Origin of the sequence: Gemmata obscuriglobus (genome assembly GCF_008065095.1) — a bacterium.
Classification (GTDB): domain Bacteria; phylum Planctomycetota; class Planctomycetia; order Gemmatales; family Gemmataceae; genus Gemmata; species Gemmata obscuriglobus.
Window position 1 is genome coordinate 2,634,846 of sequence record NZ_CP042911.1, and the last position, 13,264, is coordinate 2,648,109.

Consider the following 13,264-nt stretch of genomic DNA (forward strand, 5'->3'; position numbering starts at 1 on the left):
CGGTTGAGCGAGCGCCGCGCATCGCTTAACGTGGAGCCAGTAACGGGCGAACGCCCCCTCTGTCGGGACTGTTAAGACTCGTAAAAGTTTAAAATAGTTTAGTATAATTAGCGGTAGTTATATCATCGGGGCCGGCGCGCGTGCGGCCCGGAGCGCCTCGCGGGCGCGTTCGGCGGGTGGTGCCGTGAATCTGACCGTCTCTCAAAAGGGCCTTGCCCTCGCTCTCGTGCCGCTGGTGTTCCAGCTCGCGTTCGTCGCGCTGGTGCTCCAGGCCCAGCGCGACCAGATCGAGGCCGAGCGGTGGGCGGCGCACACGAAGGAAACGATCACCCAGGGCCACGAGGTCAACTCGGCGGTGTTGGACGCCCACGCCGCGGTGCGCGGGTACGTGATCTCCCGGGACCCCGTGTTCGCCCGACCGTACCAGGCGGCCCGCCGCGACCTGCCGGAGCGCCTGAACGCGCTCAGCGAGTTGGTCGCCGACAACCCCGGTCAGCAGGCCCGGGTCGCGGTCGTGCGGGCGCACGCCGAGGGGCTGCTCGCCTGGCTGGACGGGGTCGCGGGGCTGGTGGCGGGCGACAACGCCGCGGAGGCGGTGGCGCGGGTGCAAAGCGGCCGGGGCAACGAGCGGGCCGACGCGTTGCGGTCCGAGGTCGCTCAGTTCTTGGCCGAGGAGGAGCGCCTCGACCACGAACGGGGCATCACGCTGCAGCGAACGCGGGCGCGGTTCAACTGGCTGCTCGCGGCCGGCGGGGCCGCCGCGGTGGGCTGCACCGCCGCTCTCATCCTCGCGTTCCGCCGCACCATCGCGCGGCGGTTCGCGACCCTCGAAGCGAACGCCCGCGCGCTCGGCGCCGGCGGCACCCCCGCCCCCCTCGACGGGAGCGACGAGATCGCGCACGTCGACCGGGCCTTACGCGCAATGGCCGCTGAGCTGGGCCGCGCCTCGGGCGCCCTTCGGGAGGTGAACGAGGTGCTGGAGCGGCGGGTGCTGGAGCGGACCGCCGAGCTGGAAGCGGTCAACCGCGACCTGGCCCAAAAGAACGCCGAGAACGAGATGTTCGTGTACAGCGTGTCGCACGACCTGCGGTCCCCGCTGGTGAACCTCCAGGGGTTCAGCAAAGAACTCGAGAAGGCCGGGCAGCAGCTCGCCGCGGTGCTGGACGACGCCGCGGTGCCGCCGGACGTGCGGGACCGCGGGCGGGGGCTGCTCGGCGGCAAGATGGCCAAGTCCATCGGCTTCATCCAGACCGCGGTGCTGCGGCTGTCGGCGATCATCGACGCGCTGCTGCGGCTGTCCCGGGCCGGGCGGGTCGAGTACCGGTTGGAGGTGGTGGACCTGCCCCGCGTGGTGGCCCGGGTGGTGGCGGCGGCGCAGGGGACGATCGCCGAGCGCGGCGCGACCGTGCGGGTCGGCGCGCTGCCCCCCGCGTGGGGCGATCGGACCGCTCTGGAGCAGGCGTTCGCCAACCTGATCGGCAACGCGCTGACGTACCTGGACCCGGCGCGCCCGGGGCTGATCGAGGTCGGCTGCGCCTCCGAGGCGGGCGCCGACGGGCCGCGCACGTACTTCGTTCGGGACAACGGGCTGGGCATCGCCGAGGGCCACCAGCACAAGATCTTCCACGCGTTCCAGCGGGCGCACCCCGGGGTCGGGGCCGGCGAGGGGCTCGGCCTGGCGATCGTCGCGCGGGTCGCCGAGCGGCACCACGGGCGGGTGTGGGTCGAGTCCCGGCCCGGCGCCGGCAGCACGTTCTTCCTCGCCCTTCCCGCCCCGCCCGGCCGGGCCGGCGGCGGGGCCGCACCCGCGCCCGCCGAAGCCAAAGGAGGCTGACCGATGCCCTCACGCGAGTTGATGATCCTGATGGCCGAGGACGACGCGGGGCACGCGTACCTGATCCAGCAGAACCTGGAGGACGCGGGCATCTCGAACCCGGTGGTCCACGTGCCCGACGGGCAAGAGGCGCTCGACTTCATCCGCGCCGAGGGGGCGTTTGCGGGGCGCGTGCCGAACGGGCCGCTGCTGCTGCTGCTGGACATCAACATGCCCCGGGTGGACGGGGTCGAGGTGCTCCGCCGGCTCAAGGCGGACCCGCGCACCGACCAGATCCCGGTGATCATGCTGACCACCACCGACGACCCGCGCGAGGTGCAGCGGTGCTACGAGCTGGGGTGCTCGTGCTACGTCACCAAGCCGGTCGAGTACGACCGGTTCGTCGAGGCGGTGCGGCGCCTGGGCCTGTTTCTGGCCATCGTTCAAGTGCCCCGAGAAGACCGCTGAAGTCAGGAGCCGCCCGTGCCCGCCACCCTCTCCGCCACCGTACTAATCATCGAAGACGATCCCGGAATTGCCGCGCTGGAACTGGACCGGCTCGAGGAGGCCGGGTACCAGTGCGTCACGGCGGCCGACCCGGGCGAAGCGTTCGAGGCCCTTCGGTCCCAGGGCATCGACCTGATCCTGCTCGACTACCGCCTGCCGGGCGGGATGAACGGGCTCCAGTTTTACGACCGGATGAGGGCCGCCGGGTACGACCAGCCGGTGATCCTGGTGACCGGGTTCGGCAACGAGGCCACCGTGATCCAGGCGCTGCGGGTCGGGGTCCGGGATTTCGTCACCAAGTCGCTGGAGTACCTGGACTACCTGCCGGACGCGGTGGGCCGCGTGCTCGGGCAGGTGCGCACCGAGCACCAACTGGCGGGCATCATCGAGTCGGCCCGGGACGCGATCATCAGCACCGATCTGGACCGCCGGGTGACGGTGTTCAACCCGGCGGCCGAGCGCATGTTCCGGTGCCCGGCGGGCGCCGCGCTGGGCCGCCCGGTCACCGAGTTCGTACCCGACGAGTCGCTCGCCGCCGGCGCCCCCGGGGACACGCCGCCGCTGGCCGCGCGCCCGGGGGCGTGGGGGGTGCGGGCCGGCGGCAAGCGGTTCCCGGTCGAGGTGTCGGTGTCGCGCGGCGACGACCGGGGGCGGCGGTTCTACACGCTGATCGTGCGGGACGTGACCGACCGGGTGCGCATGGAGGACGAGTTGCGGCGCACCGCGGGGCTGCTGTCCGCGGTCGTCGAGGGGACCACGGACGCGGTGTTCGTCAAGGACCGGGAGGGGCGGTACCTGCTGGCGAACCCGGCCACCGCGGCGTTCCTGCGGCGCCCGGCCGAGGACATCATCGGCCGCACCGACGCCGAACTGATGCCCCCGGACGAGGCGCGCCAGGTGCGCGCGCACGACCTCCAGGCGATGGCCGCGGACCGGGCCGTGTCGATCGAGGAGCAGTTGGTGCTGGGCGGGACGCGGCACGCGTTCCTGTCCACCAAGGCCGCCTACCGCACGGCCTCGGGGGCGGTGGTCGGGGTGATCGGCATTTCCCGCGACGTGACCGAGCGAAACCGGCTGGCGACCGAGCGGGACGCGCTCCTCGCCCGGCTCCAGCTCCAGATCGGCCGGATGCCGCTCGCGTACGTGCTGTTCGACACGGACCTGCGAATAGTCGATTGGAACCCGGCCGCCGAGCGCATGTTCGGCTACACGCGGGAGGAGGCCCTCGGGCGCGACGGACTCGAGCTGGCCGCACCGTCCTTCCGGCCGACCGCCGAACGGCTGCTCGGCCGCATCCGGGGCGGGGACATGACGGTTCACCCGGTCGGCGAGAACGTGCGCAAGGACGGCCGGGTGATCGTGTGCGAGTGGTACAACACCCCGCTCATGGACCCGGACGGGCGGTACACCGGGCTGTTGAGCCTGGGGCAGGACGTGACCGCGCGGGTGGCGGCCGAGGAGGCGCTGCGGCAGCGGGACCGGGCGATCCACGCCGTGACCCAGGGGATCGTCATCACCGACGCCCGGCGGCCGGGCCACCCGATCGTGTTCGTGAGCCCCGGGTTCGAGCGGCTCACCGGGTACTCGGCGGCCGAGGCGCTGGGCCGCAACTGCCGGTTCCTCCAGGGCAAAGACACGGACCCGGCGGCCGTGGACCGGCTCCGGGACGCGCTGCGGGACGAGCGCGCGTGTACGGTGGAGCTGCTCAACTACCGCAAGGACGGCACCGCGTTCTGGAACGAGCTGTCGCTGTCCCCGGTGCGGGACGGCGGGGACCGGGTGACCCAGTTCGTCGGGGTGCTGACCGACGTGACCCAGCGCCGCGCGCTGGAGGAGCAGTTCCGCCAGGCCCAGAAGATGGAGGCCATCGGGCAGCTCGCCGGGGGCATCGCGCACGACTTCAACAACCTGCTCACCGTCATCAACGGGTTCAGCGAGCTGACCCTCCGCCAACTGCCCACCGACGACCCCTGCCAGCCGCTCGTGACCGAGATCCGCGACGCCGGCGAGCGGGCCACCCGGCTCACCCGCAAGCTGCTCACGTTCAGCCGCAAGGAGGTCGTGGAGCCGGTGGTGCTGGACCTGAACGCGACCGTCGACGGCGCGCGCGGGATGCTCCGCTGGCTGCTCGGCGAGGGGGTGCGGCTCGTGGTAAAGTCGGACCCGAGGCTGGACCGGGTGCGGGCCGACGCCGGGCACGTCGAACAGGTGATCCTGAACCTCGCGGTGAACGCCCGGGACGCCATGCCGCACGGCGGCACCCTGACCGTCGGCACCGCCAACGTCACGTCCGACGGGCCGAGCGGCCCCGGCCGGGTGCCCGCGGGCCGGTACGTGCGGCTCTCGGTGGCCGACACCGGGGTGGGCATGACCGAGGAGATCCAGGCCAAGATCTTCGAACCGTTTTTCACCACCAAGGCGATCGGCCAGGGCACCGGGCTCGGGCTGTCCACGGTGTACGGGATCGTCCAGCAAACGGGCGGGCACATCCGCGTGACCAGCGCCCCGGGGCGCGGGGCCACGTTCGAGGTGTACTTCCCGTCGGCCGGCCGGGACCCCGCCGACGCACAAGCGGCGCACGCGGCGGAGCCCGGCGGGCCGACCGGGCGGGGAACGGTGCTGGTGGTGGAGGACGACGACCGGGTGCGGCGGCTCGCCCGCATCGCGCTCCAGCGGTTCGGGTACACGGTGCTGGACGCGCCCAGCGCCGAGGAGGCCCTGCGGGTGTGCGAGCGCCCGGAGCCGCCGATCGATCTGCTGCTCACGGACGTGGTGATGCCCGGGATGGGCGGGCGCGAGCTGGCGGAGGTGGTGGCCCGGTTGCGCCCCGGGATCAAGGTGCTGTACGTGAGCGGGTACGCGGACGACGCGGTGGTCCGGCACGGGGTGCTCCGCGCCGAGGTGGCGTTCCTCCAGAAGCCGTTCACCCCCGCCGCGCTCGCCGAAAAGGTCCGCTCCGTTCTGGAATGACGCGCGCGGCTACTTTTCGGCGACCGTGAACCGTGTGATTCGCCCCTTCGGCCCGACGGCCCACCCTTCACCGGTCGCCGTGAGCCCGACGCTGTTGTACTTTTCCTTGTCGAGCGGCGCCCAGGTCGCGCCGTCGTCCGGTGACACCTCCGCGCCCGACGTGCCCACCGCGACCCACCGATCCTTCGCCCAGGCGACCGCGGACCGGAACGGCAGCGGCTTCTTGACGACCGCCCACGTTTTCCCGCCGTCACTCGTCACCGCGACGGTTCCGGCGGTGTCGTCGGGCTTGCGGTAGTCGCCGCCGACGATCACCCCGTGGTCCCGGTCCCGGAAAGCGAGCCCGAACGCGCCGGCCGACGCGCCCCCGGCCAGGAGGGGTAATTCGACGACGGTCCAGGTCTGTCCCCGGTCGGTCGAGTGAAACGCCCGCGCGACTTTGGCCCCGCCGGTGCAGAACCAAACGTCTTTCTCGCCGCGGGCGATGAGGCAGGTGCCGCTGGCCGCGAACGCGCCCTCGCCGGCCAGCGCCTCGGGCCGGCTCTTCTCCGGTAGCGGCTCCCAGGTGGCGCCGCTGTCAGTGGTCGTGAGCAACTGGAACCGCCCGTTCACCGGGTCACCGAAGGCGATCCCGGTCTTCTCGTCCCAGAACGCGATGGCGTCGAGGAACCCTTGCGGCTCGGGGTTCTTGAACTGAAGGACCCAGGTCTTGCCGCCGTCGGTCGTTTTGTAGATACGCGAGTCCGCGCCCGGGCCGGCGCTCATCAGATAGGCGGTGCCCGCTCCGAACGCCTCTACGTCCCGGAAGTCGAGCTTCTCGGCCCCGGGAACGGTCCCGGCGGTCCAGGTGGCCCCTCCGTTCGTGGTGCGCCCGAACGTGCCCTTCGTGCCGCTGACCCACGCGACTTTCGGCTCCACGACGCACAGCCCGCGGAAGTCGGCGTCCGTTTTGATCGTTTGCGGCTGCCACTGCCCGGACGCGCCGGGCGCGCACAGCCCGAGGAGCGCCGCGGCGCCGAGTGCCAGTTTCATAAAGCGGTTCCCGAAGGGACGGTGTTACAGACTTCGGCGTTCAGTCTACCGCACCCGCGGGCCGGAACCGAGGCTCAATCGGCGTCGCCGCCGCCCCACTCGCTCGTGTCCCACTCGACCGAGTAGTGAACGTGGGCGCTCGGCTGCACCGCCGCGGCGCTCGGCTGCCGGGTGTCGTGGCCGGCGTACCCGTCCTGTGACCCCGCCGGCTGTGCGCCCGCCCCGTCGGGCGTGCCGCTTCGTGTTTCATCGCGCATGTTATCGCCTCCGACGAGGTTAGCTTGGCTTCGGGCGTCCCGCCGGCACGGCGCCGGCACCTCTTATATCGTGCGGGTTGGTGAATTGCTTGCGGACAAGTTCGCGCACTTCCGCGGGTGGCCGCCGGTACGACCCGCAGGCCCGTCAGGGGCGCGTAAGCCCCCGCCCGCCCGCAGGTATCCTCGCGCGCCTCGTTCCCCCCTCGCGCGCGATGTGCTTAAATAGCGTCATGACCCGCTTCATCCTCCCACTGCTGGTGCTGCTCGCGTCGTGTGCCCCGGCGCTCGCGCACCCGCTGCCGAACTTCCGGTACGACCGCGAACTCGACGTGCGGCTCAGCGCGCGAACGGTCGAGGTGCGGTACGTGCTGCTCGTCAGCTTCTGGACCATGTTCACCGATAGCCAGAAGCTGTTCACGCCCGAAGAGATCGAGCAGATGGGCGGCAAGCTGCGCGAGGTGAGCCGCCGGTACTGTGAGAAGATGGCGCCGCTCATGGCGCAGGCGCTCGAGGCGAAGCTGGGGGGCGCCGCGCTCCAGTTCCGGGCCACGAAGCTGGACGTTGAGCAGGACCGCGACCACGCCCGGTTCCGGTTCGTGTTCCAGGCCCCGTGGCGGCCCGCGGGCGGCGGGCCGGAGAACGCCTTCACGTTCGAGGACCGCAACTTCGAGGGCGAGACGGGGGCCGTGTGGCTGGTCGTCAAGCCCGACGAGTCGGCGCTGGACGTCAAGGAACTGGTCGAGCCGGAAGACCTTCGCAAGCGCGACCCGAGTCAGTACAAGCCCGGCGACGCGGCCCGCGCCCGGCGGGCGTCCGCCGTGTTCACCGCCCCGGGCCTCCCGCCGCTCGGGGCCGAACCGCCGCCCACCCCTCCGGCACCCGGGAGCGCCCCGGAACCCGAACCGGCCCCGGCCGTGGTGGAGCGGGCGCCCGACGAGGGCTTCTTCGCGCTCCTGTTCGAGCGCGGCCCGAAGGCCCTCTTTGACACCAACTTCGGCCTCGGGATGCTGTTGTTCACGGCGGCCGTCTTCGGCGCGTTCCACGCCTTCGCGCCGGGGCACGGAAAAAGCGTCGCGGCGGCGTTCCTGGTGGGCGAGCAGGGGACGTACCGGCAGGCGGCGCTGCTCGGGCTCAGCACCACGCTCGCGCACACCGGCAGCGTGATCCTGATCGCGGGCGTGTTCTACTTCCGCTACCGCGAGTCCGTCCCGGAGGAGGCCCAGCACTGGCTCGGGCTGTTCGGCGGGCTGCTCGTGCTGTTCGTGGGGATGTGGCTGTTCATGCGCCGGTTGCGCGGGAAGGTCGATCACGTCCACCTGTTCGGCGGGTGCGCCGACATGTGCGGGAACCACGCCGCCGCCCCGCGGGTGCCGGAGTGCCGCGCCCCGGTGCGCGGCCGGGACGCGACCGGTGAGCAAGTTCAGGTGCTCCAGCTCGCGCCCGCGAAGACGCCGCTGAGCTGGGTCCGCGTGGTGCTCCTCGGCATCGGCGCCGGGGCCATCCCGTGCGTGGACGCGGTGCTGCTACTGATGCTCGCGGTGTCCGCGGGCAAGCTCGGGCTGGCGCTGCCGCTGCTCGTCGCGTTCAGCGTCGGGCTGTCGAGCGTGCTGGTGCTGGTCGGGTCGCTCGTTGTGGCGATCCACCGGACCGGGCGCCGGGTGTCGGGCGAGAACGGCTGGTTCCGGTTCCTCCCCACCGCCAGCGCGGTCCTTCTAATGGGCATGGGGCTGTGGATGGCGCGCGACGCCTGGAAGGGTTTCACCGCCGGCGTCCAATAGAGCGGCCCTACACGAACGCCCTTTCTCCCTTCGGCGGCGCCACCATGAGCGCGAACGAAATCGACGGCTTCTCGGGCACGGTGCGGCTGTTTCCGCTGCCGAGCCTCGTGGTGTTCCCGCACGTGGTGCAGGCGCTGCACATCTTCGAGCCGCGGTACCGGCGGATGACCGCCGACGCGCTCGCGGGCGACGGGCTCATCGCGATGGCCACGCTCAGCGCCAACGCCGACGAGCCCGCCGACCGCCCCGCGATCGAGCCGATCGTGTGCGTCGGGCGGATCGTCTGGCACGAAAAGCACCCCGGCGGGAAGTACGACCTGCGGTTGCGCGGCCTCAGCCGCGCGCGGGTGGTCGAGGAGCTTGATTCCGACGCGCCCTACCGCACCGCCCGCGTGGAACTGATCCCCGACACCGCGTCGGTGAATCTCTCCCGACTGACCGAGCTGCGCCGCGACCTCGCGGCGGCCGTTCTGCCGCGGTTCGAGGACGACTCGCCGGCCCAGCGGCAGTTGGGCGAACTGTTCGACGGGGACGCCCCGCTCGGGCAGGTGTGCGACGTCCTGGCGTTCGCGCTGCCCCTGCCCCCCGAGTTGAAGCTCGCACTTCTGGCGGAACCGCTCGCGGACCGCCGCGCGACGGCCATCGCGGACGCGCTGCGGGTCTCCGCGGCGCGTGCCGAGCGCCCGTTCCCGCCGCCGTTCAGCGCGAACTAATGTCCCACCCAATCTAAATATTCGGGTGGCGTTGCTTCGGTTAACATGGGATTAAGCGATGGTGAGTTGCGAATTGACGGCTCGTTGTTTGTCATTGGTGCGGATCGCCCCGGCGGCCCTTTCGGCCACCGAACCGCGCGCCTCGGTGCGTCGATCCCCGAGGTACTGGCATGTCAGGTAAAGGACTTTGCACCCCGCCGCGTGGATCCCACGGCCGCGTTTGGGGGCGACGACGCCAATTCGGCGCACGTAGGGGGGGGGGCCATGACGGGCGGGATTGCTCACCGCGTGTGGTGCTCAAGTTATCGCAGACGAGTGCGATTCGCGGCACCCGAGCGTACCGCGCTTCCGGCGAGTGAGCCACCTCGATCGCCCAATCGACCGTGGCGTGGCGGGACCGGCGGAACCCGGAGGGCGGCTCGGCGGACCGGAAGATGCTAGCCGTGCCCTTGCGCTCGTACTCGTACTCGACGCGCTCGGGGCTCCTTCGTAGCGGGGATCGGCACCCGGGTCTCGCGCAGGCAGTGGAGCTGGCACAAACGGCGGTCATCGGCGGGGGACACGGCGAGCCGTTCGTCGTACCGGTCCAGGAGATTGGTCACGGTCGCTCGGATACCGGCACGTGGCGCCCCATCAGGTGGGCACGGACCGGTGCTCGGCGCACCGCAACCGCCCGATGAGGGCCACCACGTCGAGCCCGAACTCGTGCCGCGGGAGCGCAAAGGCCCCCTCGGCTTCGGGCCGGTACGGCCGCTTGTGGAGCCCGCACCCGACGTGGTGGCGCCGGCGGATGGTTCGGTTCAGGCGGGTGACCCCGGCCAGGGTGTGAACGGTCCGCCGGTTGGCGTAATCGGCGGTCACCGGGTGCCCGCACTTGGCGCACGTCGCACGCTCGGGCGCCTGGTCGTAGGTGATCGTCGGCTCCGCGGTCTTCACCTTCTTCATGAGACGCACTTCAGGCGTTACCTAAAGGCTAACCCCGACGACACTTCCGATCCAGTCAGGTTTGCCGGCCGAGTGCTCTGCCTACGCTAAATTTTCGGGTCGGAACACCCTGCTTTTGCAGGAACTATCATGTACGTACCCGGTAATGCGGCCGCTTTTGTTGACGAGCCGCGACCGCCGGGGAGCGGGAGACGTGGCACCGCTCCCTGGCCAGTAGTTTCAAGTGGTTGCGGTGGTTGTAAGTGTTTTGTTCGGCAGTGTGATACATCGCGTGCGTGGGTACCGGGCGCGGATGCGTTGTGTGAGCCAGTCGAGCATCTCGGCCAACGGGAACTCGGCCACCCACGCGCTCGGCGCGAGCCGTTGTGCGCGCGCGATCCGGAGGGTCAGGCACACCCACACTTGTCGCAACAGCAACGCCACCCCTTCGAGCAGCCGTCGGTACTCGGGGTCGGTGCGGGTGGTCCACCCGCGGGCTTGATTCTTTTGCCGATAGCTGGTCTCGATCCCGAACCGCTCGCGGTACCGGCGGCGGCCCAGCCGAGCCCGGTTCGCCTCGGACACGGCGGTCGCATCGCCCCACCCGCGGAACGCGTACACCCGGGCCGCCCCTTCGCCCGTGCGCTCCCACACCAACACCCGGGTGGACACCGCCTGACGGGTCTTCTCGGTCACCCGTTCCATCGTGGTGATGGTGCCCGACGGTTGGGTGTAGCACTCGTTGCGGCGGTTGGTCCCTTTGCCCTTCTTGCGGATCGGCACCGTGTAGTTGAGGTTCCGTTGCTGCAACAGCAGCAACGTTTCCCCGCTGTCGAACCCGGCGTCCAGCACCACCCCGCGGACCGTCAGCCCGCGGGCAACTACTTGATCCAGAAGGGTTTGCACCTGCTGGTGCGGCTTGACGCCCTTCGTTACGCTCATCAGCCCGACGGTGTAACGCCGTCGCTTATGAATCAGAACGCAGGTGGCGTACGCATGGAAGAATGAGGTGCCGGCCTTCTTGGGTCCGCCGATGATGCCCGGGGTGCTGCGGTCCCCGTAAAAGGGCACGTAATGCACGTCGATGGCGCACGTCCACCGGCGGGTCCGGTCCCGGCGGGTGAACGTCGCCACGTCGTGAAGGGCGTCCACCAACCGGGTCGTGAGTTGGTCCCGGGAGCCCAGGTTCGCGCGCAGCGCCTGCCGCGCGGTCTGGTGGGAGAACCCGAAGTACCGGGTGACCACCGCGAACAGGGTGCGGGTGGTGCCCGCGATCAACAGCACCAGGTCCAACAACTGGGTGCGCGTCACCGACTGCTTGTAGTCGGTCCAACCGAGTGCCCGAGCCAACGTTCGCCGGGACAACGCATGGACCACCGCCGGGGTGATCGTAGAGTAACCGCGTCGCATGGGAGCTTCCCGTTCAAGTGCCTGAGAACCTTGAACTTAGGAACTCCCATGCGGCACTTCAAAACCCTTGAAACTACTGGCCAGGGAGCGGTGCAACGTATCCCGCTCCCTGGCGGTTAATGGCACTCGTTTTATGTTGGTGTGTGGTTGGTGGTGGTTCGCGGTTTGCGTTTTTTGAACTGGTCGGCTTTCGGGCGCCTCGGGTACGCCTCTCGCTCGTACCGGCGATCGGGCGGGCGTTGGGGTAGTCGGTCGCGCATGGCGTACCCGAGCGCCCGCTCGTAACCGGCGCGCCATTGCCCCGCCGTCGTGAACATCTTTCCCAGCAAGAACGTTCGGAACGTGGTCCACACGCGCTTAAAACTCAGCTCCCGTGGCCGGCACTTGGCCCGCTCGGCCGCTTGCCGGCGGAACGGCACCACTAGGTTGTACGACACCACCGACATCAGCAACTCCTTACGGAACATCGCCTCGCTTCGCACCGCCATGTGCTCGGTGTTCAGCACCACCTTCACGTTCCGGATGTCCACTTCCACGGTGCCCCGTTGCCGGTACCACGAGCCCACGTCGCTGGCCGTGGCGTCCGTGTCCGTCACCACCGCCAGCGCCCCGCCGTTCGGTATGCTCACCTCGTGCACCCGCGCCTTCAGCTCGGCGTCCGCCGCCCACTCCGGGTGCTTGCGCCGCTCCTTGGCGCTGGGGCGCCACGCGAATTCCCCGGTCCACCACCCGTCCCCACGGCCCACCTCACGAGCCGTGCGGCGGTATGCGGTGAACCGCGCCGCCGTCAGCCGGAACACGAACCCCAGGCCCCGCGCGCGAGCCCCGAGCGCCACCGCGAAGATCCCGAACCCGGCGTCCGCCATCACCACCCCGTTGGCGGGCAGGCGGTCCATGACGGCCCCGGCCAGTGCCGTTTCCGACACCGCGTGGGGGCCGAACGTGGCCCCCACTTCGGGCACCACGGCGGCCCCGCTACTCAACTCGTGGGCGACCACCAGCAGTGCCACCGGCCACACCCCGCGGCCGTGCGGGTTCGTGGCCGGTGGGTACTTCTCGCGGAGCTCGGGTTCGGGGGCCAGGGTCCGGGTGGTGCCGTCGATCAGGAACACGCGCCGCCCGGACCACGTGGGCGGGGCACCGTCGATGCGCGCGCGGCTCACATGGTCGGCGAACCATCGGGCCGCTTCGAGCGGTAGCCACTGGCGGGCGTCGGAGTAGCTGCTGGTATTCGACGACAGCGCGTTCTCGCGCACCCGCTTGGTGTTAGGGAGCAAATCGGGTCGGGCGTCGAGCAGATGCTTGACGGTGGCTTCCAGGGACTTGTCGGGGTGGGTGCGCTGGTACACGAGCATCCAGAGGATGACCGAGGCGGTATACACGGCGTTGGCCCGCCGGGGGAACCGGGCATCGGCCTCGGATGGGTCGAAATGAGCGGCGAGGAGGTCGAACGCGCGCTCGAACTCCTCGCCCGTCGGTCCGGAAGGCTCGGTCATGGCAACGGTTCCGTCGGTGGATGACACAACCAGTGCGCAATAACCGTGCCAACGAGCACCCGAAACACACCAAAACTGAAAACGAGTGCCATTACCCTGGCGGTCGCGGCTCGTCAACAAAGCGACACCGCGGGTGGGTTCATGTATCAGGCGCCGGCGCCACAATCGCCCCTCCGCTACTTCGCGACATCACCCGAGCAATCGCCAGATACAAAATTTACGTCAAGTCCTGCGGGATGCCCCGCGTTCAGTTCTGCCCCGATCGATACCCGGCCACGTTTGAGGGCACGCCACAACGTCCGATGTTCCCCAACCGAGGCGGTTCGCGTGACAGCAAAAACGATGTCGTCAGGATTTCACCACA

At 70.2% G+C, this 13,264-nt stretch carries 9 protein-coding genes and 1 pseudogene; 5 read left to right on the plus strand and 5 right to left on the minus strand.

Annotated elements, in window-relative coordinates:
* Nucleotides 1-184: 184 nt before the first annotated feature.
* Genes GobsT_RS10915 through GobsT_RS10925 form a run of 3 tightly spaced genes read left to right on the plus strand, consistent with a single transcriptional unit; the run spans nucleotide 185 to nucleotide 5,290 of the window.
* Nucleotides 185-1,834 (plus strand): sensor histidine kinase, encoded by a 1,650-nt coding sequence (locus tag GobsT_RS10915; RefSeq protein ID WP_109571149.1) that lies wholly within the window; start codon nucleotides 185-187, stop codon nucleotides 1,832-1,834.
* A 3-nt stretch (nucleotides 1,835-1,837) separates the two neighbouring features.
* A complete protein-coding gene (locus GobsT_RS10920; RefSeq protein WP_010043419.1) occupies nucleotides 1,838-2,281 on the plus strand; it encodes a response regulator in 444 nt (147 codons plus the stop codon).
* A gap of 15 nt (nucleotides 2,282-2,296) precedes the next feature.
* A complete protein-coding gene (locus GobsT_RS10925) occupies nucleotides 2,297-5,290 on the plus strand; it encodes a PAS domain S-box protein (protein WP_010043417.1) in 2,994 nt (997 codons plus the stop codon).
* A 9-nt stretch (nucleotides 5,291-5,299) separates the two neighbouring features.
* Here GobsT_RS10925 and GobsT_RS10930 read toward each other — a convergent pair whose 3' ends face one another.
* Nucleotides 5,300-6,322, minus strand: a complete 1,023-nt coding sequence (locus GobsT_RS10930; RefSeq protein ID WP_010043414.1) for a WD40/YVTN/BNR-like repeat-containing protein — start codon at nucleotides 6,320-6,322, stop codon at nucleotides 5,300-5,302.
* Between the two features lie 74 nt (nucleotides 6,323-6,396).
* Nucleotides 6,397-6,579 (minus strand): hypothetical protein, encoded by a 183-nt coding sequence (locus GobsT_RS10935; protein ID WP_010043411.1) that lies wholly within the window; start codon nucleotides 6,577-6,579, stop codon nucleotides 6,397-6,399.
* Nucleotides 6,580-6,809: 230 nt separating this feature from the next.
* Between GobsT_RS10935 and GobsT_RS10940 the strand changes: the two genes are divergently transcribed.
* Both GobsT_RS10940 and GobsT_RS10945 read left to right on the plus strand, forming a co-directional pair.
* Nucleotides 6,810-8,357, plus strand: a complete 1,548-nt coding sequence (locus GobsT_RS10940; protein WP_010043409.1) for a HoxN/HupN/NixA family nickel/cobalt transporter — start codon at nucleotides 6,810-6,812, stop codon at nucleotides 8,355-8,357.
* A 44-nt stretch (nucleotides 8,358-8,401) separates the two neighbouring features.
* Nucleotides 8,402-9,070: an LON peptidase substrate-binding domain-containing protein gene (locus GobsT_RS10945; protein ID WP_010043407.1), complete on the plus strand. Its 669-nt coding sequence runs from the start codon at nucleotides 8,402-8,404 to the stop codon at nucleotides 9,068-9,070.
* Between the two features lie 563 nt (nucleotides 9,071-9,633).
* Here GobsT_RS10945 and GobsT_RS10950 read toward each other — a convergent pair.
* The 3 genes and pseudogenes from GobsT_RS10950 to GobsT_RS10960 form a co-directional block, all read right to left on the minus strand.
* A pseudogene (locus GobsT_RS10950) lies at nucleotides 9,634-9,931 on the minus strand (ISNCY family transposase); the annotation flags it as partial.
* A gap of 303 nt (nucleotides 9,932-10,234) precedes the next feature.
* Complete coding sequence (locus GobsT_RS39515) at nucleotides 10,235-11,404, minus strand: transposase (RefSeq protein ID WP_010043403.1); 1,170 nt, start codon at nucleotides 11,402-11,404, stop codon at nucleotides 10,235-10,237.
* 131 nt (nucleotides 11,405-11,535) lie between these two features.
* Nucleotides 11,536-12,900 carry an IS4 family transposase gene (locus tag GobsT_RS10960; protein ID WP_010041065.1) on the minus strand — a complete coding sequence of 455 codons (1,365 nt, stop codon included), beginning with the start codon at nucleotides 12,898-12,900 and terminating at the stop codon, nucleotides 11,536-11,538.
* Nucleotides 12,901-13,264: the final 364 nt, after the last annotated feature.